The organism is Janthinobacterium longum, assembly GCF_051380735.1.
Lineage (GTDB): Bacteria > Pseudomonadota > Gammaproteobacteria > Burkholderiales > Burkholderiaceae_D > Janthinobacterium.
The window spans coordinates 18,534-45,129 of record NZ_JBNYXQ010000012.1 but is presented as its reverse complement, the minus strand read 5'-3'; the positions used below and the strand labels follow the sequence as shown (position 1 = coordinate 45,129).

The window sequence follows — 26,596 nt, the reverse complement described above, 5'->3', positions numbered from 1 at the left end:
GTCAATGACACGCGACAGCGTGAGATCATGGAGATGCCGGTGTTTGCCCATCGTTTGCCGGGTGGAATTCTCAGCGAATTCACTTTTTGATTGGTTCAAACTTGTTTATGGAGGTGATATGTCGTCAAAAATAGCCAATTCCGCAAGCCCGACTGTGCCACGCATGGTATCGCATGGAATTTTTAGCGCCACCGTCTTTGCGGTGGCGCTGGCTGCTGCCGGGGTTTGCGGCGCAGCGCCCGCTTTGAACGATACTGGCAGTGCTGACGATGAAATCGTCCAGAGCAAGCTGGTCTATGTTTCCGATTCAATGTTGTTCAGGGTACGGCTGACTGAATCGACCTTGCTGAAAGCGGGTTGCACATACGTTACTGAAAACAGCGAAAAGAACCAGAAGTTGCGCGATATTCTCGATAAATTTCCTCTGCATGGCGAGGCAAATAACGACGCGATGGTGGAACCAAGGTATGCACTGTACCTTGCGAGGAAAGGTGGCACCCATGAAACCATGCTGCTGGACCGTGCATATACGGGAGCCGGCAGCATTTATGGACGGCTCGACGGAACCCCGGTTTCCGCTGCGCCTGGTCTGGCCAGGGAAGTCGTGCAATGGGCACTGGACGAAAAAATTCGTCAAATCAACGATCAATGTGTGAAAAGCAAATCGTCATGACTCCGCTTGCCGGTTACCGGATCAGAAGCGGAGCGCCAGGTCGGCATGCCTGAGAGCTGCTTGAGTCATCAGCCAGTGTAGCCTTGATCTGAGCGCAGCAGTACTTCCCGCGTCACGAAGCGCTCATGCGTGCCATGCCGGGCACAGGCAAAGGCGCCAGCGATGGCGCCGCGCCGCATGGCGATTACCAGGCTTTCGCCGCCCAGCCAGGCATGCAGGAAGGCCGCCACGAACGAGTCACCCGCGCCGTTGGTGTCGACCACGGGCAGCTCCGGTTCGGCGCACGCAAAATGGCGTACCTCATCTTTGCCCCGTTCCAGCAGATACGCGCCATCGCCGCCAGCCATGGCGATCACGGCTTGCGCGCGTCCTTGCTCCACGATGGCGCGCATGACGGTGTCCCTGCGCTCGCCCAGCGCTGCGGTGCTGAGAAATACCAGGTCCGAGCGCAATGCAAACACCCGGTGGTGCGGGTTGACGCCGTCCCAGTCGTGCAGATCGGTCGAGACGGTGGTGCCGCTGGCCAAAGCATCGTCAAACAGCTGTGCCACCCATCCCATGATGGAAAAGTGCGCATGGCGCGCCGGGCCCAGGTAGGGCAGGTAGAAGTTGGGCGGCATGCGCAGCGTTTCCGGATGGCGGCCGTCATACAGCGACAGGCGCCGCCCTTGCCGGTCAACCAGATTGACGCTGCGGCGCGTGCCGGACGGCTCGATCAGGTAACTGAAATCGAGCTTGACCTCCTTGTAGCGCTGCACGATGGCTGCGCCTTGCGCATCGTCGCCGATAAAGTCGATGAACTTGCAGCGCAGTCCCAGCGCATGGCAGCCCTGTGCGACGCCATTGCCGGTATGGGCCACATAATCGAGAATGGGCGGTACGTGCACGGCGTCTGCCAGCGGCAATTGCAGGCTGGGTACGCGCACGATGGTGTCGATGCCGGCGCCGCCGACAACTAAAATATCGTAGCTGCTCATGGTGTTGTTGTTTCCAGCAAAACGGTGCCGGTCGCGTTGATGGTGACGGCGCCGTTGATGACGGTATAAGTTTGATCGGCGTACGCGTCGCGCACAGTGGCGCCCTCGGCAAACACGCCGCCCACCTTGAGCGTTACCTCGCCTTGCGCATCAGGCAGGGCGATGACACGGTCACCGTCCGTCAAGCGTGCAAATGCGTACGGCGCCTCATCGACCAGGCGATGCTCGCCGCGCGCCAGCGCAGGATGGCGCAAGCGGAACTGGCCCAGTTTCCTCGTGTGGGCCAGCATGGCGGTGTCGGGCGATTGCCAGTTCATGTCGGAGCGGGTGGCCTGCTGTTCATCGCCAGCAGGCGCCTTGCCGCGTGGGCGGCTGCTTTCGTCGCCATAGAACAGCTGCACGCCGCCGGGCGCCAGCAGCAGGGCGGACAGGCCATGTTTCAGCTGCTCGCGCGGGAACAGGCTGGTGTCGTGCGAGGAGACATACGACAGGATATCGTAACGGGGCGCCTTGCCCAGCAGCCTTGCATACTGGCGATACACGCCGTCGATGGTCTTCCAGTTGCTGCCGGCGCGATGCTGGAAATCGAAATTGATCATCGAATCAAACCCTGCATCGTGCCAGCTGCTGCGCTCGGGGCCATGGTCCCAGGCTTCGCCCGTCATCCAGAATGGCGCATCGTCGATTTTCTGCTGCGGATGGCGCGCCTTCCAGTCGGCCAGCGCCTTGGTGGCGGCTGCGCGCAGGGCCAGCCAGTTGGCCGGTTCCACATGCTTGACGGTGTCGGCCCGGAAACCATCGACGCCGAATTCGCGCACCCAGTCGGCCAGCCAGCCAACCAGGTAACCGCGCACGGTGGTGCCGGGCAGGGCGGTAGCGCGCGTGTCGCTCTTGCGCTGCAGGATGGGTGGCAGCCCCACTGCCTGCGCGCTGTCGGTACGGAAGTCCGGCAGGAAAGCCAGTTGCATGGAATAGTCATCCTGGCCGCCTTCGCGGTAGCCGGGCAGTCCGGCGCGCACCCAGTCTGGCCCCCACCACTGCCTGAAGTCGAAATTGTTGTAGTCGACAAAGCTGTGATAGTCGCGCAGGGTCGCCTTTTCATGGCCTGGCCACAGCACCGCTACCTTGTACTCGGCCAGGGTGCGCAGGTCGGCGTAGCCCGGATGATTGAGCACCACGTCGAACAGCACGCGGATGCCCTGCGCGTGCGCGGTATTGATCATCTCGCGCAGTTCCTCGCGCGTGCCCATATTGGCGTCCATGGTGGTGTAGTCGAGCGCCCAGTAGCCGTGATAGGCATAGTGCCGGAACGCCTGCTTGCCGCCAACCACCCAGCCGTGGATCTGTTCATACGGTGCCGTGATCCACAGCGCGTTGATGCCCAGCTGTTTGAAATAGCCGGCTTTGAGCTGCTGCGTGATGCCGGCAATATCGCCGCCATGGAAGCTGCCGCCATCGGCGCCTTCCGGGTCGGCAGCACGCCCATAACTATGGTCGTTGCCGGGATTGCCGTTGACGAACCTGTCGGTGATGGCAAAGTAGACGATCGGGTTGTCCGCGAAGCTTGCAGCTTGAGCGGACATCCCCAGCATCAATGCGGCCAGCGTGGTCAGAGCGCGGCGCATATCAACCTTTCACGCCGCCAGCCGTCAGGCCGGAAATCATCCATTTCTGCGCCAGCAGGAATACGGCCGTGATCGGCAGGCCGGACAAAATGGCCGCTGCGGCGAAGTCGCCCCACAGGTATTTTTGCTCGTACAGGAACAGCTTGGAACCCACCGCCAGGGTCAGGTTATTCTGTTCATGCAGCAGCACGGAGGCGATCGGGTATTCGATGATGGCGCCGATAAACGACAGCAAAAACACCACCATCAGAATCGGTACTGTCATCGGCAGCAGCACGTACACAAAGGCCTGCCACTGCGAAGCGCCGTCGACCTTTGCCGCTTCCTCGATCTCGATCGGAATGGTTTGATAGTAGCCCTTGATGGTCCAGATATGCATGGCGATGCCGCCCGTGTAGGCCAACACCAGGCTGCCGTGGTGGTCGATGCCCAGCCACGGTACATAGCTGCCCAGCAGGTCGAAGATGGCGTAGATGGCCACCAGTGCCAGCACGGCGGGGAACATCTGCAACAGCAGCAGGGCCGACAGGGTCTGCGACTTGAAGCGGAACTGCATGCGCGCGAACGCGTACGCGCAGGTGGTCGACAGCAGCACCGTCAGCGTCGCGCTCATGGTGGCCACCTTGATCGAATTCCACAGCCACAGCAGCACGGGAAAGTCCGGTTCGACCAGGGTACCGTTGGGCGCCTGCCAGGACATGCCCAGCGCCAGGCGCCAGTGCTCGAAACTGATCTCGGGCGGTATCAGGCTGCCCGAGGCGAAGTTGCCGGGCCGCAGCGAAATCGACAAAATCATCAGGAAGGGAAACATCACCAGCGCGATCAGCGCGATGACGGCGACGTGGGCGGCGACAATGCGCCAGCGGTTGGAACGGTCGACAACGATAGCCATATGCTGTCCTTTAAGCTTTGTTCATGCGCGTCAGGCGCATATTGACCAGCGAGATCGCGGCCACGAGGAAGAAGATCAGGGTCGAGATGGCGGCGGCCAGGCCGAAGTTCTGGCCCGAATCCTCGAACGCGATGCGGTAGGTGTACGACACCAGCAGATCGGTGGTGCCGGCCGGCAGCGTGGTATCAAGGAAGTCGGGACGCCCGCCCGTAAGCAAGCTGATCAGAACGAAATTATTGAAGTTGAAGCCCAGGCTGGCCACCATCAGCGGTGTCAGCGGCTTGATGATCAGCGGCAGGGTGATCTTGAAAAAGTTGGTCAGGGGACCCGCACCGGCCAGCGCGGAGGCTTCGTACAGGTCCGACGGAATCGCCTTGATCAGGCCCATGCAGACCACCATCATGTAGGGGTAGCCGAGCCAGGTATTGACGATCAAAATCATGGCCTTGGCCAGGGTGGTGTCGGAGAACCAGGCCGGCTTGATGCCGAACAGGGCGTCGAGCACCAGGTTGATCTCGCCGAAGTTATTGTTGAACAGGCCCTTGAATACCAGGATGGAAATAAAGCCCGGCACGGCGTATGGCAGGAACAGCAGGGTGCGGTACAGCCCGCGAAAGCGCAGTGCATCCCAGTTCAGGAGCACGGCCAGCACCATGCCCAGGCCGGTGGTGGTGGCCACGCTGATCAGGGCAAACACGATGGTCCAGACGAAAATACGCAGGAAGGGGCCGCGGAACGCTTCGTCCGAGAAGATCTTGACGAAATTGGCAAAGCCGACATTGACCTTGAAGCCCGGTTCCAGCTTCGTGCCATCGGCCATTTCATAGAAACCCGTCTTGAAATTGGCTTGCACGATTTCTCCGGTGGCGACTTTTTTCAGGGTCTTGTCGGGCAGCTGCTTGTAGACATGCGCGACCGGGCCGAATTCGCGCAGGCCCACCATGCGCAGTTCGATTTTATTGGGCAGCACCAAGGTGAGCAGCTTCAAATCCTTTTGCAGCGCGATAATGTCCTTGATGCCGAGCGGCTCGGCCAGCACCGGCGCTTGCACCGGATCGACAGGCGCCACTTCCACTGTCAGGGGCACGGCGCGCTTCAGGGCCAGCGGGGCGGTGAGCAGCACTTCGCCCGTGTCGGGGCTTTCCAGACGCAAGCGGTATTGTTTGTCATCGCGGTGCGCTGTCATCGCATAGCCGGCGCTTTCCACACGCTGGGTTTCGTCCAGCAGGTATTGCGTGGCGCGCTCGTAGGTGAGCAGGTTGCGCGAACTGAAATTGGTAAAGCCGATCGACACCGTGTATACCAGCGGCAGCAGCACGAAGACGATGACCGCCGTAATGCCGGGGAACAGATAGCGATAGGCATAGGCGCGCGGCGACGTGAAGACAAACGTCGTCAGCGTCAAGAGGCCCAGGAAAACGGCAGCCAGCATGGTCTGGCCGGATATATACAACAGGAACAGCAGGTACAGACCCAGCGCCATGCTGATGGTCAGTACCGTAGGGCCGATAAACTTGCGCACGATGGGATACCTGTGAAAGTGGTGCTGTTTGCGTCGAGCGGGGACGCAGCGGAGGGCTGGGGTCAGACCCGACGGGTCTGACCCCGGATTTGCTTGCACTACCGCAAAGCTATATCAATTCGCTGTCGTGATCCGCTTCGCCGCTGCATCCAGGCCTTCCTTGGTACTCTGGCGGCCTTGCGTGATGTTTTCCAGCGCCGATTGCATCGACGACCAGAAGCGGCCCATTTCCGGGTTGTTCGGCATCGGGCGGCCTGCCTGCGCGCTTTCCATGGTGGCCTGGATATTCGGATTCGACTTCAGTTCCGCAAACAGCGCCTTGTTGGCGGGCGTGCCCAGCGGCACGTCGGCGTTGATGGTTTTCAGGCCATTGATCTGCAACATCTGGTTTTCCAGGAATTCGACGGCCAGGTCCTTGTTCGGACTGGCTTTCGAGATCATCGCGCCGAGCACGCCGACGAACGGGGTGGCAGTCTTGCCGGCCACGGTAGGAATGGTGGCCACGCCGAAATTGATCTTCGACTTGCGCGCATTGTCCCACGACCATGGACCGTTGATCATCATGGCGATCTTGCCCTGGTTGAAACCGGCTTCCATTTCGGCGTAGCCGGCGCCCTTGGCCATGGCGCCGCTGTTGATGAGGTTCATGACGGCATTCACGCCGGCCACGGAACCGGCATTGTTGACGCCCGTTTTCGACGCATCGTAGCGGCCATCGGCCTTGACTTCAAACGGGAAGCCGCCACCGGCGCCCAGCAGCGGCCAGGTGAAATAGGTATTGGTGTAATCCCACAAGATGGCTTTTTTGCCTTGCGCGGACAATTTCTTGTCCAGTGCGGCGATTTCCTCGAAGGTTTTCGGCGGGGTCGGCACCAGGTCCTTGTTGTAGACCAGCGCTACCGCTTCGATCGACATCGGGTAGCCCCAGGTCTTGCCGGTGACCGTGAAGGCGTTCCACGCCAGCGGCGCGATGGCGGCGCGCGCTTCCTTGCTCGGATTGACCGGCTGCAACAGGCCGGCGTCGATCCAGCCGCCCAGGCGGTCATGCGGCCAGATCCAGATATCCGGGCCCTTGCCGGCGGCTGCCGCCTGCTGGAATTTGTTCGGCGCGTCTTCCGGGTGCTCGACCACGACCTTGACGCCGGTCTTTTTGGTAAATTCCTCGCCGACCTTGGCCAGGCCTTTGTAGCCCTTGTCGCCATTGATCCAGATCAGCAGGGTACCCGCTTCGGCCGCGTTCACCATGGTGACGGTGGCCAGGTTGCCGATACCGGCCAGCGCGGCGGCGAGCAGGGTGGTTTTGATCAGGGTGCGTTTGGTGTTCAGTAAAGACATGTCGATCTCCAGTGCTGTTTTTATGGGTGTGTCAATTTGCATCAAGGCTGAAATAAAACTGGCCAGGCGGCGCCCATGGCGCCTGATCCGAAAAGAGATAATCAGGTGCGTGCCTGGCCGTGTTCGTCGAACACATGCACGCGCGAGGCCGCCACCTGCAGCGCCACCTGCTGGCCTATTGCCCAGTCGGTTTCGGCGTCGGCGCGTACCACCAGCGGCTCCTCGGCGCCGGCCACCATCACATACAGATAGCTGATGTCGCCCAGTTTTTCCACCGCCTGCACGCTTGCAGTGATGGCCGAGGCCACCGTGCCCGGCGCGCAAGCCTGCACATGTTCGGGACGCGCGCCGACCGTGACGGCAGCGCTATTCGGCAGCGACTGCGCGAGGTTCGCCCTCAGCAGGCCGCCGGCCGTGGTAGCGATGGTCGCCACGCCGTCGGCGTACGACTGGATTTTGCCCTTCAGGAAATTCATGCGTGGCGAACCGAGAAAGCCGGCCACGAAAAGGTTGGCGGGGTGGTGATACAGGGCCAACGGCGCGCCCACCTGTTCGATGCGGCCCGCGTTCAGCACCACGATGCGGTCGGCCAGGGTCATCGCCTCGACCTGGTCATGGGTGACGTAGATCATCGTCGAGCGCAGTTCGCGGTGCAAGTTCGCCAGTTCGATGCGCATCTGCACGCGCAGCGAGGCGTCGAGGTTGGACAGCGGTTCGTCGAACAGGAACACATCGGGCTTGCGCACGATGGCGCGGCCGATGGCCACGCGCTGGCGCTGGCCGCCCGAAAGGTCTTTCGGTTTACGTTCGAGCAGCGGCTCGATGCGCAGGATCTGCGCGGCGCGTTGCACGGCGTCGGCAATCTGTACTTTACTCATGCCGGCCAGTTTCAGGCCAAACGCCATGTTCTGCGCCACGCTCATGTGCGGATACAGGGCGTAGCTCTGGAACACCATGGCGATGCCGCGCTTGGCGGGTGGCACGTCGTTCATGCGCGTCTTGCCGATATACAGGTCGCCGCCGCTGATTTCTTCCAGTCCGCAGATAGTGCGCAGCAGGGTCGATTTGCCGCAACCGGACGGCCCCACGAAGACCATGAACTCGCCGTCGGCGATCTCCAGGTCGATACCGTGCAGGGTTTGCACGTCGCCATAGGCTTTTTTCAAGCCCGTTAACTTCAGTCCTGCCATGTCGTCCTCACTATGTCAATCCGGCCCCGCTGAAACGCGGGGCTCATTATTGTAGTTGCCGGCATTGCTGCCTTTGGGTACGTCGGGTACTTATGCCAGCTTGCTGAACCAGCCGCCGTGGGCAGGCAGGGTGATGCTGGCGCCTTGCGCACTGCCGCTCAGGCCGTGACCGGCCAGTTCAACCGCTTGCGCTGCGGCTGGCCAGCTGAAGCTGACAGCTTGCGTACCGAGGTTGAAGGCGGCCAGGATGGCGCGGTGGCCATCGAGTTCGCGCCGGAAAGCCAGCACCGGTTCCGGCGCGTCGAAGAAGACGATCTCGCCGCGCAGCAACTGCGGCTGGGTGCGGCGCCAGGCCAGGATATTGCGTGCAAATTGCAGGGCCGAGGTGCTGTCTTTTTCTTCGACGTCAACCGCGCGCGCCAGGTGTTCCGGCGGCACCGGCAGCCACGGCCTGGCGCTGCTGAAGCCGCCGTTTGGCGCATCGCCGGCCCACGGAATCGGCGTGCGGCAGCCGTCGCGGCCCTTGAACTGCGGCCAGAACGGAATGCCGTACGGGTCTTGCAGCGCCTCGAAAGGTATGTCCGCTTCCGTCAGCGCCAGTTCGTCGCCCTGGTACAAACAAGGCGTGCCTTTCAGCGCCGCTTGCACCGCCAGCACCACCTTGGCCAGCGATGGCGATGGATGGGCGCCGCCCCAGCGCGTCATCACGCGTACGCTGTCGTGGTTGCCGACCGACCAGGAAGCCCAGCCGTCGGTCACTTTCGCTTCGAATTCTTCCACCTGCTTGCGAATATGCGCGGCCGAAAATTCGGCCGTCAGCAGGTTGAAACTGTAGGCCATGTGCAACTTGTCGCCACCGGTGGTGTAGGCGGCCATGGTGGCCAGCGCATCGTCGTCACCGACTTCGCCGATCGAGATGGCCTGGTACTCGTCGAGCACGGCGCGCACGCGCTGCAGGTAGGCGATGTTTTCCGGCTGGGTTTTGTCGTAGACGTGGGACTGCATGCCATACGGGTTGATGGCCGACACGCTGCTGGCGTCGCGCTGGACGGCTGGCGGATTATTGCGCAGCAGCTGATCGTGGTAGGGGAAATTGCAGGAGTCGAAACGGAAGCCGTCGACGCCGCGTTCGAGCCAGAAGCGCAGGTTATCGAGTTGCGCCTGCTGTACTGCCGGATTGTGAAAATTCAGGTCGGGCTGGCTGACAAGGAAGTCGTGCAGATAATACTGCCCACGGCGCGGTTCCCATTGCCAGGCCGAACCACCGAAAACGGACAGCCAGTTGTTCGGCGCCGTGCCATCGGGCTGCTGGTCGGCCCACACATACCAGTCGGCCTTGGGATTGTCGCGGCTTTCGCGGCTTTCGATGAACCACGGGTGACGATCGGACGAATGCGACAGCACCTGGTCGATCATCACTTTCAGTCCCAGCTCATGGGCGCGCGCGACCAGGCGGTCGAAATCGGCCAGGGTACCGAACATCGGGTCGACATCACAGAAGTCGGCCACGTCGTAGCCGAAGTCCTTCATCGGCGAGGTAAAGAAGGGCGAGATCCAGACGATGTCGGCGCCCAAAGCAGCGATGTAATCGAGTTTCGAAGTAATGCCGGGCAGGTCGCCGATACCGTCGCCATTGCTGTCGAGGAAGCTGCGTGGATACACCTGGTAAATGACGGCGCTGCGCCACCAGTCGGCGGGCAGGTTGGCGAGATTGTTCTTGATGGTCGGCATGAATGATTTCTGAACGCTGGTTGGTAGGCGGCGTCTTATTTTAAGTTCAAAGCGCTTTGGGTCTGGAATGAGTATAGTTCAAAGCGCTTTGAAAAGTAAAGTGAATCGGTTGGCGAAGTGGCGAAATTTTAGTTTCAGGGAATGCGTGAGAAGGGCCGGGGTCAGACCCGCCGGGTCTGACCCCATATTTCCGCTGCGGACTACGGCAAGTTTTTCAACCTGCTAGCTGAGTACAACCCCCGCCGACTCTCCCGGCAGCAACTCGCAAGGCCACAGCTCCTGCAGGTCGGTGGCCGGCGTGCCGTCCAGCAAGGCCAGCAGCATCTGGATCATCTTCGCGCCGGCGCCGCGCGGGTCAGGCTGGACCACGGTGGTGACATTGTGGCCGGCCAGGGAATCCTCCATCACGCCCCAGACGATCAGCGACATCTCGCTGCCGATGGCCACGCCGGCGTCGAGCAAGGCGCGCACCGCGCCCACGCCCGACATATGGTTGTCGACGATGATAGCGGTGGGACGCTGCGAGCGGGCCAGCAGGCGTTGCATGGCCTGGTAGCCGGCGCGCCGGTCATGGGCGTTGTCGACCAGATTGTCGGGGTCGACAGCCAGGCCGCCATCGCGCATGGCATGTTGAAAACTGTCGACCCGCTGGCGCACGAAGTTCAGGTCGGGCGTGGCGCTGATCAGGCCGATGCGCTGGTGCCCGAGCGACATCAGGCGCTCGACAGCCAGGCGCATGCCGGCTTCGTTGTCGTAGTCGAACCAGGCATGCGGCTGGTTCAGCTGGGTGCGGCCATGGGCGACGAACGGCATGTTCTGCTGCGCCAGGTAGGCGATGCGCTCGTCGAAAGGCTTGGTGCGCCCGACGATCAGGCCGTCGATGCGGCGGCCCTTTACCATCCGTTCATAGGTATGGAACTCATTGGTGGCCGAGGCGGGCGAGATCATCATGTCCATCTGTTGCGCCTCGAGCGCTTCCGACATGCCACCGACGATATCGATGAACATCGGGTCGGCCAGGTCATTCGGCAGCAGCGGGTAGATGATGCCGACGATATTGGTGCGGCCCACGGCCAGGCTGCGGGCCATCGGATTGGGCCGGTAGCCGGCTGCCTGCGCAGCGGCAAGCACCCGTTCGCGCGTGCGCTCACTCACTTCCGGATAGCCATTCAAGGCACGGCTGACGGTGGTTTCGGAAATTCCTAGCGTTTTGGCGAGATTTTTGAGGTTCATGGATGCTGCGTCAGGGGTGGATCTTGGTGTAATGGCAGGTAGTTTATCTGATAATGGCAAGCTTGATCAGGGAACTGCACAGGGACCTGTTGCATGCGCCGGCGCAAAAAAAGACGCGGGCCAACCCGAAGGGTGCCCGCGCAAAAAGAGGATTGCTGAATCACTACAATGAAACTGCCGGCCATGGCATGCAGCGGTGCGATGGTGATTCCGGTATTACGTGCCCAAAACTGAGGGCGGTGTTGCTGCCAGAGGCCAGGTCAAACCTGGACCACGTTTCTTACCACCAGCTCTCGACCTGGAAACCCATCGAGCTACCGTTGGTTTTTCCGCCAAACACGCCAGTCGACGACAGTGCCGATTCGGCCACGGCCGCCGACTGGGCTGCCTTGTTCCATTTGGCATAGGTGTAAAAGGCGCGCAGCACGGGGCGCGACCAGAAGCTGTTGCCGGCCGACAGTTGCGGCGCGATGGTCAGCTTGGTCAGGTTGCGCGTCTTGTCGCCTTCAGGCTTGACGATGTCATGACCCAGCTCAACTGCCAGGCTGTAGTTGTCGGTGAAATGGTAGATCGGACGCGCGCCGAGCGAGGTCCACTTGCTGCTCACGCCTGACGTTTCCTTGTCTTCGTAGACAAAGGTGGCCATGCCGGACCAGGAACCTTTCGGCTGCACCATCAGTTGCTCGGTCAGGCGCACGACCTTGTCGTCGCGGTCGGCGGAGAGGGTGGCGCCACCCGTGTTGGCGCCGCTGCCCTTGCCGAACTGCAGCGCGACCTTGTTATAGCCGCCCAGCAAGTTGCCTTGCGTGTGCATCAGGGTCAGCAGATGGCCGCTGGCGACTGGCGCGGCGCCGTCGGCGTTGCGCTTCTGGTTGAACTGCGCACCGACCGTCAGCTCGCCGTCCGGGTTGACCTTGATGCCGGAAAAACGCAGGTCATGCGAGAACACCATGCGCTTGCTGTCGGTGTCGTCGGCGGTGCGCACGATGGCGTAGGCCAGCTTCGCCGCACCCAGGTCGATGTTTTCCAGTCCGGCGCCGGGACCGCTGTTATTCCAGAAGTAGTAATCGGTGATATGCACGTCCTGGCGGTCGTAGTAGCGCTTGCCGACCCAGGCCCGCGCTTCGGCGAAGGCGCCGGTGCCGATCTTGTCGGCCACCACGTTCATTTCACGCCAGGCCGGGTCCGATTGTTCCCAGTCGAAGTTCTGGTTGACGGAAAACGCCACCAGGGTATTGATACGAAAGGTGGTGCCGTTGGCGGCCTTGAAGGCTTCGCCGCCGAATTTCAATTCACCGTAGGTCTCGCACTCGTTACCGAGGCGATATTTCGACGAGGCGCCGGCCAGGCCGAAGCAGGATTCCTTGCCGCCTTCGCTGCTGGTGCCGAAGCCCGAGCGGAAGTAACCGCCAAAATCAATCGGCAATGCGGCCTGGGCGGCCGTAGCGCTCAAGGTCAGGGCAACGGCGGCTGGCAAGGTTTTCAAGAAATGCTTGTTCATCGTATCTCCAGTATTTTTATAGGGGCGGGCTGGCGCCGGTCATTGCATTAATCGACGAAGCCAAAGCGCTTTAATTATGTTTCAAAGCGCTTTGAAGTATAGTTCAAAGCGCTTTGACAAGTAAACTCGTTTTCCGCGGAAGATTGCGATGCGTGTTGCGAAGAAACGTCAGCGCGCGGGTGCCGGGCCGGCGGCAGGCTGGCGCAGGAAGACCAGGATCAACAGTGCCGAGGCTGTGCTGATGGCAGCGAGCACCTGCAGCAAGTGGCGAAACGCCAAGCCGTAAGCCTGCGCCAGTTCCTGCGCACTGGCGTGCGCCAGCAGCGCGCCAGCCTGGCGCAGCTCGCCAATGGCCAGCAGCGGCGCCGCCAGCGCCGCTTCCTGCGCATTCACGCCGGGCAGCTTGCGCAGCGCCGCGGCAGTGAAGCTGGCCAGCAGTGCTGCGACAATCGCCAGCGCAATGCCTTCGCCGGCCACGCGCGTGGTGTTGAAGATGCCGGCTGCCATGCCGGCCCGTTCCACCGGCACCACGCTGACGGCCAGGCCATCCATCAAACCCCAGGGCAGGCTGATGCCGGCGCCGATCAGCAGCAGCGGGCCGAGAAGGGTAGTGGCGGGCAGGCCCGGCGCGCAGTGGGACAGCCACAGCAGGCCAGCGCTGGTGGCCAGGAGGCCGGCGCCGCAGATATGGGCGGCAGGCAGGCGTTGCGCGGCCAGGCCGGCCAGCATCGGCAGTACCAGCATGGGCGCCGACAGGGCCAGCATCATGGCGCCGGCCTTCGTTGCGCTGTAGCCCTCGATGCCGATCAGGCGCACCGGCAGCAGCACCAGCAGCACGACATAGGAAAACGCCGGCGCGGCGGCCAGCAGCTGCACGCCGGCAAACGCGGGCAAGCGGAACAGCGACAGGTCCAGCATGGGGCGCGGCTGGCGTTTTTCGATCGCGACGAAAGCCGCCAGCAGCAGCGCCGCGCCGCCCAGCAGGGCGCAACTGGCCAGGCTGGTCCAGCCGCTGTGCGGCGCCTGCAGCAAGCCATACGTCAACAGTGACAGGGCGCCGGTGAAACCGAGCGCGCCGGCCCAGTCCAGTGCGGCCGCCTGCCGGTCGCGCGATTCGCGCAGGGTGCGCGCCCCCACGATCAGTGCCACCAGGCCCACCAGCGCCGTGAGCGCAAACAGGCTGCGCCAGCCGAGCGAGGCGACCAGGCTGCCGGCGACAATGGGGCCGAAGGCCAGGCCGGCGCCGAACGCCGTGCCGATCAGGCTGAAGGCGCGCGCCCTGGCAGCGCCGTCGAATTCCTGGGCCAGCGCCGCCAGTCCGCTGGACAGAGCCAGTGCGCAACCGAGTCCCTGCACTGCGCGCAGCATGCCCAGCGCTTCGATGGTGGGTGCACAGGCCAGCGCCACGGCCGCCACAGAAAACACCGCCAAGCCGAGCAGGAACAGTCGCTTGCGGCCATAGCGGTCAGCCAGCGCGCCGGCAGCCATCAGGCAGCCGCCAAAACTGAGCATGAAGGCATTGCTGATCCAGGCCAGCGCCAGCGGGCTGCCGTGCAGATCAAGGGCAATTGCCACCATGGCAATCGCGGGGCCGGTAAAACTCAGTGGCATGCACAGCGCAGCCAGGCAAATGGCGGCCAACACCAGCAGGCGGCGCTTTTGTGAGGAAACAGAGGTCATGGGAAGCATTCAGTAAGCAAGGGATTCCATGATAGGATGGCTTTAATTACAGAAAAAGTAGCTTAAAATCCACTCATAACGGACAAAAACGCTCTAATCATGGCCATCGATCAGCTCAACGGTATTGCCGCCTTCGTGCAGGCAGCGCAAACCTGCAGTTTTGTGGCGGCCGGGCGCCTGCTGGGCGTATCGGCCTCGGCGGTGGGCAAGAGCGTGGCGCGGCTGGAAGAAAAGCTGGGCGTGCGGCTGCTCAACCGCAGCACGCGCAGGATCAGCCTGAGCAACGAAGGCGCGTTGTTCTACGAGCGCTGCCTGCGCATCCTGGCCGATATTGAGGATGCACAGGCGGAACTGTCGCACCTGGCCGAGGCGCCGCGCGGCAAGCTCAAGGTCAGCCTGCCGGTGATTGGCTACCGCATCATCCTGCCGCTGCTGGCAGAATTTACGCGCCTGTATCCCGAAATCGAACTCGACCTCGATTTCAACGACCGCCTGGTCGACGTGGTGGCCGAGGGCGTTGATGTGGCCGTGCGCAGCGGCACCTTGACCGATTCGCGCCTGATGGCGCGCGAGCTGGGGCCATTCGCGTTTTCCATCGTCGGTTCGCCCGCGTATTTTGCCCGTCATGGCGTGCCGGCCACGCCGCAGGCGCTGGAGTCGGATTCGCATGCCTGCGTACGCTACAAATTCCCCAGTACCGGCAAATTGCAGGAGTGGGCGCTGCAGCATGGCCAAGCGGCAAGCTCGCCGGAGTTACGTTTGCGTACTGCGCTGACCTGCAACAATATCGAAGCGCTGATCGGCGCGGCCATTCAGGGCGTCGGCCTGGCCTATCTGCCAGACTTTATCGTGGCCGATTCCGTCGCGCGCGGCGAGCTGCGGCAGGTATTGCAGCGATATCTGCTCACGTCGAGCAAATTCTGGATATTGTGGCCATCGAGCCGCCACCTGTCTCCCAAATTGCGGGTGTTTGTCGACTTCCTGTGTGCTCATCTGCGTTTTTCCGCCAGTCCTTGAGACTGCGCCTCTGCCATCCTTCCGAAGTTGTCAAATTTTCCATGTAGCAACACTTATTGTCAGGCCCCATAATATTTTTTGTTGCACTGCAACACTCGCAAGCCGCATGGGCGCGACTTATGGCCTTTCTGAATGTCATACATGCGTTAACTAAATTGCCATGTGGAATTTATTTATGTTAATTTAATATCTTCTTTTGCAACATTCTTTCACTGAAAAGTGCGGCATAAAAGCCGAGCGCCGATTGATCCCCAGGGGCAGGACTGCTCCGCCATAAAGGAGTACACATGAAATCTGTGAACGTAAACGCCCCCGCCGTGACCTCAATGCCAGCGCGCAAGACCGGTTTGCTGCTCGGTGGCGGCGCACCCAATTCCACCCTGATCGCGGGGGCGCTGGCCGCCTTTGTCGACGAGGGTGTCGAGTTCGACGTGATTTCGGCGTCCGGTGCTGGCGTGCTGATGGGGCTGCTGTACACCACGCCGCACGAGGCCACGCCGCGCCAGGCGCTGCAAAGCTGGGCCGATACGGGCGTGGCCGACAGCATCTACAAGATGATCCCGATTAACTACAAGATTTTCCAGAAGCCGGGCATGCAGGCCAGCACCTTTCGCGATGCATTCCAGCCACCAGCCAGCAATCCTTTCGTGCAAGCATTCAAGCAAACGTTTGCGGGGGCGCCTGCGGCATGGTCGGACTGGGGCAAGCTGATGATGTCTTCCCTGTCGCCATCGGACCTGTCATCGAAAAGCCTGGGTCTGTGCGCGCATTTGCCCTTCCTGGAAAAAGCAGTGGATTTCTCGGGCGTGAAAACCATGCGCCCGCAGTTCTACATCAATGCCTACAACCTGACCGAGCACCGCATGCAGAACTGGGGCAAGCATGAAATCGGCCCCGAGCATGTGCGCGCGGCGCTGTCCTTTCCGTTCCTGTACGCGCCGACCAATATCGCCGGCAGCGACTATATCGAAGGCGCAGCGCTCGATACCCTCAATTTCGATCCATTTATTGAAGGCAAGGGCGAGCACCACGATGCCGATACCCTGGTCATTCTCGACATCCTCGGCGATGAACGCCTGTTGCGCAAGCCGCGCAACCTGTACGACGCCTGGGTGCGTTCCATCATCACGCCGCTGGTGAAGATTTCCAAAACCGAGTTGCGCCTGTTCGAGCTCGAGCACAACACGGACGCGCATACGGGCCAGCCCAAGCGCCGTCTGCTCAAGCTCGACCTGATGAACGGCATACCGGAACAACACTGGCCCGACACCCTCGACTGGTCGAGCTCGAACATGCAACTGCTGTTCGATGTGGGCTACAAGGCCGGCGCCGCTTTTTGCCGCGAGCATGGCAGCTTGCTGCGCCGCACGTCGCAAGACGCGGCACTGGCTGCATGAGCGGTCGCTGCAATCAACCATTAATTAACTTCACCAATCCAGTTTTGCTTCACTGACGGGCACACATGAATATCACCAAGCAATTAATACTGACTTTATCCATCGCCTTGCTGGCCCTGCTGTTGCTGGGCGCCGGCGGCGCCTTCCAGCTCAAGCGTGCCCAGGAACGTTTCGATACGGTCCAGAACCGCATCATTCCCAGCATCCAGGGCCTGAACGCTGCCAAGGCCGCGCTGACCGATTCGCGCCTGGCCGGCTACCGTTTGTCGGTGTTTTCGAATTTGGCCGACAAGAGCGCGCTCGACAAGGCGCTGGCCGCCGCCAACAAAAATTTCGACGATCTGGTCGCCACCTACCGCGCCGAACGCATCTACGATGAAACCGACCGCAAGATGCTCGACGCCGACCAGGCCGCGATGGAAGCATATCGCCGCGCGCTGGCGCCATTTTTTGCCGCCGCCTACGCGGACGACATCGAGGGCGTGCGCGCGACCTTGCTCGCCGGCACGCCGCTGGCCCTGACGGCCGCCGCCGCCAAGAAAAGCCTCGACGATCATATCGCCTACAACAACAAACTGGTGTCGGACGTCAAGGCCGAAAGCCTGGCCGCCTACGATACCGCCTTGTACACCATGCTGGCCGTGCTGGCTGTGGCCGTGTTGCTGACCGGCAGCCTGGCCTGGCATATCTACCGCACCATCAGCGGTGGCCTGGGCAATATCCAGAGCACGCTCGAACGCGTCAGCTCGACCCTGGACTTGTCGTCGGCGATGCCGGTCGAGCGCATGGATGAAGTGGGCCGCACGGCGACCGCCTTCAACCAGTTCCTTGAGCGTATCGTCGAAGTGATTGCCACCGTGCGCACCTCGGCCGATACGGTCAGCGTGGCCGCCGGCCAGATCACGGCCGGCAATGCCGACCTGTCGGTACGTACCGAGCAGCAGGCTTCCTCGCTGGAAGAAACCGCGTCCAGCCTGGAAGAGCTGACCGCGGCCGTACGCCAGAACACGGACAATGCGCGCCAGGCCAATACCCTGGCCGTGTCGGCCTCGGAAGTGGCCAGCAAGGGTGGGGCCGTGGTGGCGCAGGTGGTGGGCACGATGGGCTCGATCAATGCGTCGGCCAGGAAGATCGCCGACATCATCGGCGTGATCGATGGTATCGCTTTCCAGACCAATATCCTGGCGTTGAACGCAGCGGTTGAAGCGGCGCGTGCCGGCGAACAGGGCCGTGGCTTTGCCGTGGTCGCTACCGAAGTGCGCAACCTGGCCCAGCGCAGCGCGGCGGCAGCCAAGGAAATCAAGGGCTTGATCGAGGATTCGGTCGAGAAAGTCAACACCGGCAGCGCGCTGGTCGACCAGGCCGGCGCCACCATGGAAGAGATCGTTACCAGCATCCGTCGCGTGACCGATATCATGGGCGAGATCGCCAATGCCAGCCATGAGCAGAGCGCCGGCATCGAACAGGTCAACCAGGCCATCTCGCAGATGGACCAGGTTACCCAGCAAAACGCGGCGCTGGTGGAAGAGGCGGCCGCCGCTGCCGTCTCGCTGCAGGACCGCGCCGTGGAACTGGTCGACGTGGTGGCCGTGTTCCGCCTGCGCGGCGAAGCGGCTGGCCGCAAGCTGGGCGTGGTCGGTGGGCTGCCAGCGCAAAAAGCGCCACGCCGTCCATCGGAGCGTGCGCAGCGCCTGCTGGCCTAAAAATTTGCCTGTAGTCAATTCGCACCAAATCGTGTCAAATTAACGTGCTGTTGCTGCCCCGATGGAATACAATTCCTTGTGGCAGCAGCTTGCCTGGTCTCGCCAGGCAGGGCGTCACGCCTGATGACCACGAAAGATGTTTGATGATGACTTTGCAGTACCGCCTGCCACTGGCGCCACGCGCCTGCCTGCTTGCCCTCTCCCTGACTTTTGCCTTGCCCTTGTCGTGCCTGGCCGCACCGTCATCCAGCGTCGTGCTGGAAGAGCTGACCAGTACCGAATTGCGCGATCGCATCGATCACGGCGCCACCACGGTGCTGATCCCGATCGGCGGCGTCGAGCAGAGCGGTCCGTATATCGCGCTGGGCAAGCACAATGTGCGTGCCGGCATGCTGGCGCGCCAGATCGCGCAAAAACTGGGCAATACCATCGTCGCGCCGGTCGTGTCCTACGTGCCTGAAGGCAGCATTTCCCCGCCGGCCGGCCATATGCGCCATGCGGGTACCATCTCGATACCGCCGGCCGCCTTTGAAGCCGTGCTCGAAGGCGCGGCCGCCAGCCTGCGCCAGCATGGCTTTCGCGACATTATCTTTATCGGCGACCATGGCGGCTACCAGAAGAATGAACAGAATGTCGCGACCAAACTGAACCGCGCCTGGAGCAAGGGTGGCAAGGGTGCGGATGCACGCGCCTGGGCCTTGCTCGACTACTACGACATTACCCAAACCAAATATATTGCCGAACTGCAGAAGCGCGGTTTCAGCACCGCCGAGATCGGCCTGCATGCTGGACTGGCGGACGCGGCGCTGATGCTGGCGACCGACCCGTCGCTGGTGCGCAGCGAAGCCATGGCTCATGGCGCCAGGCCCGGTGTGGCCGACGGCGTGCGCGGTGACGCCACGCGAGCCACGGCAGAGCTTGGCCAGATCGGCATCAAGTTGCAGGTCGACACCTCGGTAGCGGCCATCAAGCAATTGCTGCAGCACAAATAATTCTTTCCACCCGGCCGCCAGCAGGTGTCCGGCATTTGCAACGAAAATACGCGAACCGACATGAAAATACTCCAACGACGCACCATCGTCACCGTTACTGCCCTGGCCGCCGCACTCGCCGGCCTGGGCGTGGCCAGCCAGGTCATCGGCGCCGCAACCCCGGCCCCGGCACCAGCAGCGGCGCCTGCCGCCGCGCCTGCCTATTCGCCGCTGCCCGGCATGCCGCCGCTGGTCGATCCCAAAAATGTTTATGGCAGCATCGGCCCGTCCAATATGAACGCCGTGGTCAAAGACCATTTGCCGCGCGTCTACGTGCCCAACCTGCGCTCGAACGATGTATACGTGATCGATCAGGAAAGCCTGAAAGTCGTCGACAAGTTCAAGGTCGGCATGGGCCCGCAGCACGTGGTGCCGTCGTGGGATTTGCGCACCCTGTGGGTGGCCAACAATGCCGAGCGTACCGACAAGGGCAGCCTGACGCCGATCGACCCGTTGACGGGCAAGCACGGCAAGGAAGTGCCGGTCGACGATCCCTACAATATGTATTACACGCCGGACGGCAAGTCGGCCATCGTGGTGGCCGAAGCGCGCCACCGCCTGGACTTCAGGGATCCGAAGACCATGGCGGTGCAGTATTCGATCGACACGCCTCAGTGCGGCGGCATCAACCATGCCGACTTTTCGAACGATGGCCGCTACGCCATGTTCACCTGCGAGTTCGACGGCACCATCGCCAAGATCGACCTGGTGGGCCGCAAGGTCGATGGCTACCTGAAACTGCAGATGCCGGCCAAGCGTTTTGCCGAGTCCGGCCCGGTAGGCGGTCCGGCGAATGAGATTTGCAGCGTCAAGAAGGGCATGCCGCAGGACATACGCATTTCGCCGGACGGCAAGAAATTCTTTATCGCCGACATGGACGCTGACGGCGTGCACATCGTCGATGGCGCCACCTTGAAGGAAATCGGCTTTATTCAGACCGGCGTCGGCGCGCACGGCCTGTACCCCAGCCGTGACGGCAAGAAATTGTATGTGGCCAACCGCGGTACGCACCGCATCCATGGCAAGCGCAATGGCAAGGGCAGCGTCAGCGTGATCGACTTCGCCACCGAAAAAGTGGTGACGCAGTGGGTGATCCCGGGCGGCGGCAGCCCCGACATGGGCAACGTCTCGGCCGACGGCAAATACCTGTGGTTGTCCGGCCGCTTCGACGACGTGGTCTACCGCATCGACACCACCAGCGGTGTAGTGTCGAAGGTCAAAGTGGGCCAGGAGCCGCACGGCCTGACCGTGTGGCCGCAGCCGGGCCGCTATTCGCTGGGCCATACGGGCAATCTGCGCTAAGGATGGCATGAAACGAGGCAGTACCTTGTACGCTGACGGCAACGGCCGTTATGCGTATGTCAGCGCGGGCTTTTCCTGGCCCGCTTTCTTCCTCGGTCCACTGTGGGCGGTCGCCAAGCGCCGCTGGTGGTGGCTGTTGCCGATGTTTTGCCTGGACGTCGTCCTGTCGGCCAGCGCCGAACTGGCCGATAGCCAGGGCAGGGAGGCGGCGTTGCTGCTGGCCAGCTGCGCGCAGCTGTCCTACCTGCTGATGCGCGGCTGGTATGGCAACCGCTGGCTGGCGGCATCGCTGGAGCGCCAGGGCTATACGCGGGTCGGCTGAAGCAACAGTAACGGTATGTTTACGCCCGTCCCTTACCGGACGGGCGTTGTTGTTTGCGGCGCCGGCTGGGGTCGAGCGTTGATGCCGGCGTTCGCCACGGGCGCGCTGTTGGCATCGATAAAGGTGCTGACACGGTCCAGCGTGGGCGCCAGCATGCGCAAGGGGCCGGCCAGCGAGGCGACCAGGGTGGCGTGGCTGACGCCATCGAGATACTGCTCCGTCACGGGCCGGCCCTGCGCGCGCAAGGCTGCCGCCAGGCCGCCGGTATTGCGCTGCGGATCGACCAGCTTGTCGCGGCCAGGACGCGGGGCGATCAATAGCGCCGGCGGCGGCGCCGCCGTTACATGGTTGATCGGCTGCGAGGAAGCAGGGGTGTCGGGAAAGAAAAACACGGGCTTGGCGTCCGGGTTCTCGATCGGCAAGAAGTCATACGGGCCGGCCAGGCCGATCCAGCCGCGCAAGTCTTGCGGGCGCATGCCGTGGCGGCCCAGCAGGCTGGCGTCGAGTGCCACCATGGCCGCGTTATAGGCGCCCGCGCTATGGCCCATGACGAACAGGCGGGCCGGGTCGCCGCCATAACGGCGTACCTCAAGCGTCGTCCAGGCCACGGCGCTGGCCGCATCCTGCAATATTTCCGGGTAATGCACTTCAGGGTACAAGCGGTAGTCGGCGATCACGGCCACATAGCCGCGCGAGGCCAGCGCATGGCCGACAAAAGCATAGTCTGCCCGCTCGCCCGTGCTCCAGTTGCCGCCGTAAAAAAATACCACCACCGGTGAAAGCCCGGCGTGGTTTTTTGGCGCATACACATCGAGTTTCTGGCGCGGCAATGGTCCATACGGCAGCGCAAGCGTGACCGTCGATGCGCTGCCGGACGACAGCGCGTTGATGGCACCCAGCGGCGAGCAGGCGACCAGGCCGGCTGCCAAGGGGATGATGGCCAGCAAAGCCAGCTTGGTGGCGCGCGCAATGCTCATATTCATACTCATACTCATGGGACCGGTCGGTTTGTGATAGTTGCCTCAGTGTAGGTCAAGCAGGGCGGCAGGCGCACACTGCTGGGGTCAACGCTCATGAGTCAATGCTCATGATCGTTATCCGAAGGCTGCAGCAGCCATCTGCGGGCCGTGGCGATCACCGCGTCGGACAAGGTGCGCGTGAGCGGCGTCTGGATATCCCAGGCATGCCAGGTCAACGGCACGTCGAGCGCCTGGCCGGCCGCCACGTCGACCAGCCGGCCGGCGGCCAGTGCCGTTTCCGCCTGCAGCAAGGGCACCATGCCGTAGGCGTAGCCCATCTCGATCAGGCGCACGAAGTCGCGGGCCGAGCCCAGCACATGGTGCGGGTAGCGGCCCGTATAGCCGAGCCGGTGCTCCAGGTAGCGTTCGTGCAGCGCGTCCTTGCTGCCGAAGGTGATGGCGGGTGCCTGGTTGACGGCCTCGGCAGTAAAGCCGTCGGCAAACCACTGTGCGGCAAACGCTGGCGAGGCCACGCACAGATAGCGCATGCCGCCCAGCGCAGTGGCAGTGGTGCCCGCCACCAGGTCGGTAGCGCTGGTGACGCAGGCAAATACGCGCCCCTCGCGCAGCTGGCTCAGGGTGTGGTCCTGGTCATCGAGGCGTATATCGAGCAGGCACGAGGGCGGCGTCAACAGCGGCCCCAGCGCTTCCGGGATCCAGGTGGCGGCGCTGTCGGCGTTCACTGCAATCGCCAGCTCGGGCAGGCGGGTGGTCGGGCCGGGCTGGGCGTCGAGCGCCGCTTCCAGCAGCTTGACTTGCCGGTAGTGGGCGATCAGGCGCTGGCCCGCTTCGGTCGGTGCCGGCGGGTGGCTACGGATAACCAGCAGCGTGCCCTCCAGGTTCTCCAGCGTGCGGATGCGCTGCGAGACTGCCGGCTGGCTGATGGCCAGTGCTTGCGCCGCCTTTTCAAAGCTGCCCAGGCCGATCACGGCATCGAGCGCCGCCAGCCCCCGGTAATCGACTACGCGCATAAGCATCTCTTATATATGTTTAGAATCATTGATTATACTTATATTTACTTTTTCTTTACACTGCTGTCTTAGGGTAACAACTTCCTCCGCGCGCGGCACAGTCAGCAACGCTGACATCATCGCGCCCACCGTCCTTCTACCTTTTACAGCCTCGCCGAGCGTCCTGCCGGCCTGGCGTGGGCGGCTGCGCGCCAGGGGAAAGCATCGATAAAGGAATGAACATGGATAGCGCAATCTTCTTGAAAGGCATGGGCCTGGGCGCCAGCCTGATCGTGGCCATCGGCACGCAAAACGCGTTCTTGCTGAAACAGGGCCTGAAACGCCACTATGTGCTGACTTGCATTCTGGTTTGCCTGGCGTGCGACGCCTTGCTGATCTCGGCCGGCGTGGCCGGCATGGGCACGGTGATCGCCAACAACCCCAACTTCCTGCTGTGGGCCAAGGCTGGCGGCGCCACCTTCCTGATCGCCTACGGGCTGCGGGCGGCCAAATCGGCATGGCGTCCTGCCGCCTTGACGGCCTCGACCGCCAAGGCGCCGGAAGGCTACTGGGCCGTGATCGGCGCGGCGCTGGCGTTCAGCCTGCTGAACCCGCACGCCTTTCTCGACACGGTGATCCTGCTGGGCTCGATTGGCGGCCAGCACGAGGGCAGCGGCCGCGTGTACTTTGCCGGCGGCGCCATCATGGCCTCGGCGCTGTGGTTTTTCGTGCTGGGCTTTGGTGCGCGCTATCTGGCGCCGGTGTTTGCCAGGCCCATGGCCTGGCGCGTGCTAGACGGCATTATCGCGCTCGTGATGTGGGCGATTGCGGCCTCGCTGTTCCTGTAAGCAGGCCCGCTGAAGGCGGCAGGGATTTCTGCTAAGGTAGGGTTTTATGAATCAGTCCACAGCGCCATTATCATGACCTTGAGCACGCCAGTATCCCTGCATATCGTCTGCCCCCATTGCGACGCCGTCAACCGCCTGCCGCCCGCGCGGCTGCGTGAGCAGCCCACCTGCGGCAAGTGCCAGAAGGACTTGTTTACGGGGGCACCGGTAGACCTGTCGAGCGCGCGCTTCCTGAAGCATATCGAGCGCACCGACATTCCCGTGCTGGTCGACTTCTGGGCGCCGTGGTGCGGGCCTTGCCGCACCATGACCCCGTTCTACGCCCAGGCCGCGCAAACCCTGGAGCCGGCGTTTCGGGTGGTCAAAGTCAATACCGAAGCGTCGCAGGACATCGCCGCCCGCTTCGCCATCCGCAGCATCCCCACCCTGGCGCTGTTCCAGAACGGCATGGAAGTGGCGCGCCAGCCTGGCGCGGTCGATGCCAACACGATTGTCAGCTGGGCGCGCGCGAAGGCACAGCGCGGCTGACGATGCGTGGTGGTCCATGCCGACATGAAACCGAATTTGCATGAATTTCGATCATTGTGGCAAATTCGCGTCACCGGCCATTTTGCTGTGTTCAGAATGAAAACGTGGGTATTTTCCATGTTGCTCGATCACGCAGAAATCTTTCCTGACAGAATATTGTTGCTATTTAATATGCAATACCGCAATATTGCTCCAGGACAGCTTGATTCTCAAGTTAAACGCCACCACGCCTCCGTGTCGTCGTCCCGTTCGATGATTCAACTTTGACCTTTGCCCGCCACACTCGCGCGGCCCAGGGAGTCATTAGACCGCGCACTTGATCCTTGTTGCGTCTGATCTAGCAGGCATTACCAAGACTCATGACGTTAACGTGGATATGTGCGTGAAATCACAACCGGGTCCGGAAAATCGGACCCCATTTGGAACGGCCGGCACATCATGCAAACAACAACCTCTAAAACCACCTCAAATTTTGGTATAGGCACCCGTCTTTATCTCGGCTTTGGCTCCATTGTCGCCATCCTGCTGGTATTGCTCACTGTGGCCTACAGCAATTTCTCAAAGCTGAATCAGGCGAATGGCTGGAACGTTCATACCTATGAAGTGCTGGGCGCCAGCCAGGACATGCTTGCGAGCCTGATCAACATGGAGACGGGCGAGCGCGGTTTCGCACTCACCGGCGCCATCGCCTCGCTGGAACCTTACACGGCAGGTCGCGCCGAGTTTCAGAAAAACCTGGCCAAGGTCAAGGCGCTGACATCCGACAACGACAAGCAGCAAGCGCGCTTGAAAACGCTGGAGGATCTGGAACAGCAATGGCGCGCTGCCGCCGCCGAGCCAGCCATCGCGCTACGTAAGGCTGCCAACGCCGACAGCAGCAAGATGGAGGCGGTGATCGTGTTCGAACAAAGCGCCAAAGGTAAATCGATGATGGACCAGATGCGTGCCACGCTGAGCCAGCTGGCCGATGCGGAAAATTCTCTTCTGATCGAGCGCCGCAAGGATGCAGCGTCGCTGCAAAATATTACCAATGCCACTCTGGTCGGAGGCGGTACCCTCGCCGTGGCGCTGGCGGTGTTGCTGGCGATACTGCTGGCGCGCATGGTGCTGGTGCCGCTGCGGGCAATTTTGCGCGCCACCGAAGACTTGCGCAGTGGGGACGGGGATTTGACTTACCGTTTGCCGTCGCAAAGTGCTGAATTCGGACAGGTAGCCAATTCGCTTAATGGTTTCGTCAAGAAACTGCATGACATTATCACCGAGGTGGGCCACGGCACACTGGCCATCGCTTCCGCCAGCCAGCAACTGGCGACTGGCAACCTCGACCTGTCCTCGCGTACCGAGGAGCAGGCCAGCTCCCTGGAAGAAACCGCCTCATCGATGGAAGAACTCACCTCCACCGTCAAGCAGAACGCCGACAACGCCCGCCAGGCTACCGTGCTGGCCGCCAGCGCCACCGAAATAGCAGTGCGCGGAAGCAGTGTGGTGTCTGAGGTAGTGCATACGATGGCCGCAATTAACGACTCCGCCCGGAAGATTTCGGACATCATCGGCGTGATCGACGGGATTGCATTCCAGACCAATATCCTGGCGCTGAACGCGGCTGTCGAAGCCGCCCGCGCCGGTGAACAAGGTCGTGGCTTCGCGGTAGTCGCCACCGAGGTGCGCAACCTGGCACAACGCTCGGCGACGGCAGCCAAGGAAATCAAGACACTCATCAACGATTCGGTCAACAAGGTCGATACCGGTAGCAAACTGGTAGGGGCCGCCGGCAGTACCATGGACGAAATCGTCGCTAGTGTTCGGCGCGTAACCAATATCATGGAAGAAATCAGTGCCGCGAGTGCTGAACAGGAATCCGGGATCATGCAGATTAACCAGGCCATCAGCGAAATGGACAGCGTGACCCAGCAAAATGCCGCGCTTGTAGAAGAAGCGGCGGCCGCTTCCGAGGCCATGCAGGACCAGGCCCGCCAATTGGAGCAGGTGGTCGGTGTGTTCAAGCTCGACAGCACTCGCAGCGCCCCCGCCAGGCCCGCCCATGTCTATTCCGGTAGACCGCAGAGCAAGCCGTCACGGCGCATTGCGATAGCGTAGTTCTGATGATGGTAATGGCGCGC

Annotated in this window: 22 protein-coding genes; 10 read left to right on the top strand and 12 right to left on the bottom strand. The window is 62.0% G+C overall.

Annotated features, from left to right (window positions below):
- Positions 1-118: 118 nt before the first annotated feature.
- Positions 119-673: a hypothetical protein gene (locus tag ACQ4WM_RS22465; RefSeq protein WP_436548875.1), complete on the top strand. Its 555-nt coding sequence runs from the start codon at positions 119-121 to the stop codon at positions 671-673.
- A gap of 68 nt (positions 674-741) precedes the next feature.
- Here ACQ4WM_RS22465 and ACQ4WM_RS22460 read toward each other — a convergent pair whose 3' ends face one another.
- The 10 genes from ACQ4WM_RS22460 to ACQ4WM_RS22415 all read right to left on the bottom strand — a co-directional run bounded on the left by ACQ4WM_RS22460 (position 742) and on the right by ACQ4WM_RS22415 (position 14,359).
- Positions 742-1,650 carry a carbohydrate kinase family protein gene (locus ACQ4WM_RS22460; protein ID WP_436548874.1) on the bottom strand — a complete coding sequence of 303 codons (909 nt, stop codon included), beginning with the start codon at positions 1,648-1,650 and terminating at the stop codon, positions 742-744.
- Positions 1,647-3,275, bottom strand: coding sequence for an alpha-amylase family glycosyl hydrolase (locus ACQ4WM_RS22455; protein ID WP_436548873.1), 1,629 nt, complete (start codon positions 3,273-3,275; stop codon positions 1,647-1,649). The genes ACQ4WM_RS22460 and ACQ4WM_RS22455 overlap by 4 nt, the downstream gene beginning before the upstream one ends.
- Position 3,276: 1 nt before the next feature.
- Positions 3,277-4,167, bottom strand: coding sequence for a maltose ABC transporter permease MalG (gene malG, locus ACQ4WM_RS22450; RefSeq protein ID WP_436548872.1), 891 nt, complete (start codon positions 4,165-4,167; stop codon positions 3,277-3,279).
- Positions 4,168-4,177: 10 nt separating this feature from the next.
- Positions 4,178-5,689 carry a maltose ABC transporter permease MalF gene (gene malF, locus ACQ4WM_RS22445; RefSeq protein WP_436548871.1) on the bottom strand — a complete coding sequence of 504 codons (1,512 nt, stop codon included), beginning with the start codon at positions 5,687-5,689 and terminating at the stop codon, positions 4,178-4,180.
- 114 nt (positions 5,690-5,803) lie between these two features.
- On the bottom strand, positions 5,804-7,024 hold the full coding sequence (malE, locus tag ACQ4WM_RS22440; RefSeq protein ID WP_436548870.1) for a maltose/maltodextrin ABC transporter substrate-binding protein MalE: 1,221 nt from the start codon (positions 7,022-7,024) through the stop codon (positions 5,804-5,806).
- Positions 7,025-7,125: 101 nt separating this feature from the next.
- Positions 7,126-8,214, bottom strand: a complete 1,089-nt coding sequence (locus tag ACQ4WM_RS22435) for an ABC transporter ATP-binding protein (protein WP_436548869.1) — start codon at positions 8,212-8,214, stop codon at positions 7,126-7,128.
- Positions 8,215-8,304: 90 nt separating this feature from the next.
- The gene (locus ACQ4WM_RS22430; protein WP_436548868.1) at positions 8,305-9,945 is read right to left on the bottom strand and encodes an alpha-glucosidase; all 1,641 of its coding nucleotides are present in this window, start codon (positions 9,943-9,945) and stop codon (positions 8,305-8,307) included.
- Positions 9,946-10,167: 222 nt separating this feature from the next.
- Positions 10,168-11,178, bottom strand: coding sequence for a substrate-binding domain-containing protein (locus tag ACQ4WM_RS22425; RefSeq protein ID WP_436548867.1), 1,011 nt, complete (start codon positions 11,176-11,178; stop codon positions 10,168-10,170).
- A gap of 280 nt (positions 11,179-11,458) precedes the next feature.
- A complete protein-coding gene (locus ACQ4WM_RS22420; protein WP_436548866.1) occupies positions 11,459-12,679 on the bottom strand; it encodes a maltoporin in 1,221 nt (406 codons plus the stop codon).
- Between the two features lie 168 nt (positions 12,680-12,847).
- On the bottom strand, positions 12,848-14,359 hold the full coding sequence (locus tag ACQ4WM_RS22415; RefSeq protein WP_436548865.1) for an MFS transporter: 1,512 nt from the start codon (positions 14,357-14,359) through the stop codon (positions 12,848-12,850).
- A gap of 105 nt (positions 14,360-14,464) precedes the next feature.
- Here ACQ4WM_RS22415 and ACQ4WM_RS22410 point away from each other — a divergent pair, with 105 nt between their 5' ends.
- The 6 genes from ACQ4WM_RS22410 to ACQ4WM_RS22385 all read left to right on the top strand — a co-directional run bounded on the left by ACQ4WM_RS22410 (position 14,465) and on the right by ACQ4WM_RS22385 (position 21,131).
- Positions 14,465-15,376: a LysR family transcriptional regulator gene (locus ACQ4WM_RS22410; protein WP_436548939.1), complete on the top strand. Its 912-nt coding sequence runs from the start codon at positions 14,465-14,467 to the stop codon at positions 15,374-15,376.
- A 287-nt stretch (positions 15,377-15,663) separates the two neighbouring features.
- Entirely contained in the window at positions 15,664-16,773 is a 1,110-nt protein-coding gene (locus ACQ4WM_RS22405; RefSeq protein WP_436548864.1) for a patatin-like phospholipase family protein, read from the top strand.
- A gap of 65 nt (positions 16,774-16,838) precedes the next feature.
- A complete protein-coding gene (locus tag ACQ4WM_RS22400; RefSeq protein WP_436548863.1) occupies positions 16,839-18,476 on the top strand; it encodes a methyl-accepting chemotaxis protein in 1,638 nt (545 codons plus the stop codon).
- A gap of 143 nt (positions 18,477-18,619) precedes the next feature.
- Entirely contained in the window at positions 18,620-19,468 is an 849-nt protein-coding gene (locus ACQ4WM_RS22395; RefSeq protein WP_436548862.1) for a creatininase family protein, read from the top strand.
- Between the two features lie 60 nt (positions 19,469-19,528).
- Entirely contained in the window at positions 19,529-20,809 is a 1,281-nt protein-coding gene (locus ACQ4WM_RS22390) for a YncE family protein (protein ID WP_436548861.1), read from the top strand.
- 7 nt (positions 20,810-20,816) lie between these two features.
- The gene (locus ACQ4WM_RS22385) at positions 20,817-21,131 is read left to right on the top strand and encodes a DUF2628 domain-containing protein (protein ID WP_436548860.1); all 315 of its coding nucleotides are present in this window, start codon (positions 20,817-20,819) and stop codon (positions 21,129-21,131) included.
- Positions 21,132-21,163: 32 nt separating this feature from the next.
- Here the strand turns inward: ACQ4WM_RS22385 and ACQ4WM_RS22380 are convergent, their stop codons facing one another.
- A complete protein-coding gene (locus ACQ4WM_RS22380; RefSeq protein WP_436548938.1) occupies positions 21,164-22,108 on the bottom strand; it encodes an alpha/beta hydrolase in 945 nt (314 codons plus the stop codon).
- Positions 22,109-22,209: 101 nt separating this feature from the next.
- A complete protein-coding gene (locus tag ACQ4WM_RS22375) occupies positions 22,210-23,121 on the bottom strand; it encodes a LysR family transcriptional regulator ArgP (protein WP_436548859.1) in 912 nt (303 codons plus the stop codon).
- Between the two features lie 221 nt (positions 23,122-23,342).
- Here ACQ4WM_RS22375 and ACQ4WM_RS22370 point away from each other — a divergent pair, with 221 nt between their 5' ends.
- From ACQ4WM_RS22370 to ACQ4WM_RS22360, 3 genes are all read left to right on the top strand, one after another.
- Positions 23,343-23,948 carry a LysE/ArgO family amino acid transporter gene (locus ACQ4WM_RS22370; RefSeq protein ID WP_436548858.1) on the top strand — a complete coding sequence of 202 codons (606 nt, stop codon included), beginning with the start codon at positions 23,343-23,345 and terminating at the stop codon, positions 23,946-23,948.
- Between the two features lie 72 nt (positions 23,949-24,020).
- Positions 24,021-24,476, top strand: coding sequence for a thioredoxin TrxC (gene trxC, locus ACQ4WM_RS22365; protein ID WP_436548857.1), 456 nt, complete (start codon positions 24,021-24,023; stop codon positions 24,474-24,476).
- A gap of 438 nt (positions 24,477-24,914) precedes the next feature.
- Positions 24,915-26,573: a methyl-accepting chemotaxis protein gene (locus tag ACQ4WM_RS22360; RefSeq protein WP_436548856.1), complete on the top strand. Its 1,659-nt coding sequence runs from the start codon at positions 24,915-24,917 to the stop codon at positions 26,571-26,573.
- Positions 26,574-26,596: the final 23 nt, after the last annotated feature.

What these genes read in the sequence shown, in the direction of transcription:
- ACQ4WM_RS22435 (WP_436548869.1), bottom strand. Translation starts at nt 8,214, where the DNA reads ATGGCAGGACTGAAGTTAACGGGCTTGAAAAAAGCCTATGGCGACGTG.
- ACQ4WM_RS22360 (WP_436548856.1), top strand. Translation starts at nt 24,915, where the DNA reads ATGCAAACAACAACCTCTAAAACCACCTCAAATTTTGGTATAGGCACC.
- ACQ4WM_RS22430 (WP_436548868.1), bottom strand. Translation starts at nt 9,945, where the DNA reads ATGCCGACCATCAAGAACAATCTCGCCAACCTGCCCGCCGACTGGTGG.
- ACQ4WM_RS22465 (WP_436548875.1), top strand. Translation starts at nt 119, where the DNA reads ATGTCGTCAAAAATAGCCAATTCCGCAAGCCCGACTGTGCCACGCATG.
- malE (WP_436548870.1), bottom strand. Translation starts at nt 7,024, where the DNA reads ATGTCTTTACTGAACACCAAACGCACCCTGATCAAAACCACCCTGCTC.
- ACQ4WM_RS22460 (WP_436548874.1), bottom strand. Translation starts at nt 1,650, where the DNA reads ATGAGCAGCTACGATATTTTAGTTGTCGGCGGCGCCGGCATCGACACC.
- ACQ4WM_RS22400 (WP_436548863.1), top strand. Translation starts at nt 16,839, where the DNA reads ATGAATATCACCAAGCAATTAATACTGACTTTATCCATCGCCTTGCTG.
- ACQ4WM_RS22405 (WP_436548864.1), top strand. Translation starts at nt 15,664, where the DNA reads ATGAAATCTGTGAACGTAAACGCCCCCGCCGTGACCTCAATGCCAGCG.
- ACQ4WM_RS22420 (WP_436548866.1), bottom strand. Translation starts at nt 12,679, where the DNA reads ATGAACAAGCATTTCTTGAAAACCTTGCCAGCCGCCGTTGCCCTGACC.
- ACQ4WM_RS22370 (WP_436548858.1), top strand. Translation starts at nt 23,343, where the DNA reads ATGGATAGCGCAATCTTCTTGAAAGGCATGGGCCTGGGCGCCAGCCTG.
- malG (WP_436548872.1), bottom strand. Translation starts at nt 4,167, where the DNA reads ATGGCTATCGTTGTCGACCGTTCCAACCGCTGGCGCATTGTCGCCGCC.
- ACQ4WM_RS22415 (WP_436548865.1), bottom strand. Translation starts at nt 14,359, where the DNA reads ATGACCTCTGTTTCCTCACAAAAGCGCCGCCTGCTGGTGTTGGCCGCC.
- ACQ4WM_RS22425 (WP_436548867.1), bottom strand. Translation starts at nt 11,178, where the DNA reads ATGAACCTCAAAAATCTCGCCAAAACGCTAGGAATTTCCGAAACCACC.
- ACQ4WM_RS22390 (WP_436548861.1), top strand. Translation starts at nt 19,529, where the DNA reads ATGAAAATACTCCAACGACGCACCATCGTCACCGTTACTGCCCTGGCC.
- ACQ4WM_RS22385 (WP_436548860.1), top strand. Translation starts at nt 20,817, where the DNA reads ATGAAACGAGGCAGTACCTTGTACGCTGACGGCAACGGCCGTTATGCG.
- ACQ4WM_RS22380 (WP_436548938.1), bottom strand. Translation starts at nt 22,108, where the DNA reads ATGAGCATTGCGCGCGCCACCAAGCTGGCTTTGCTGGCCATCATCCCC.
- trxC (WP_436548857.1), top strand. Translation starts at nt 24,021, where the DNA reads ATGACCTTGAGCACGCCAGTATCCCTGCATATCGTCTGCCCCCATTGC.
- ACQ4WM_RS22375 (WP_436548859.1), bottom strand. Translation starts at nt 23,121, where the DNA reads ATGCGCGTAGTCGATTACCGGGGGCTGGCGGCGCTCGATGCCGTGATC.
- ACQ4WM_RS22455 (WP_436548873.1), bottom strand. Translation starts at nt 3,275, where the DNA reads ATGCGCCGCGCTCTGACCACGCTGGCCGCATTGATGCTGGGGATGTCC.
- ACQ4WM_RS22395 (WP_436548862.1), top strand. Translation starts at nt 18,620, where the DNA reads ATGATGACTTTGCAGTACCGCCTGCCACTGGCGCCACGCGCCTGCCTG.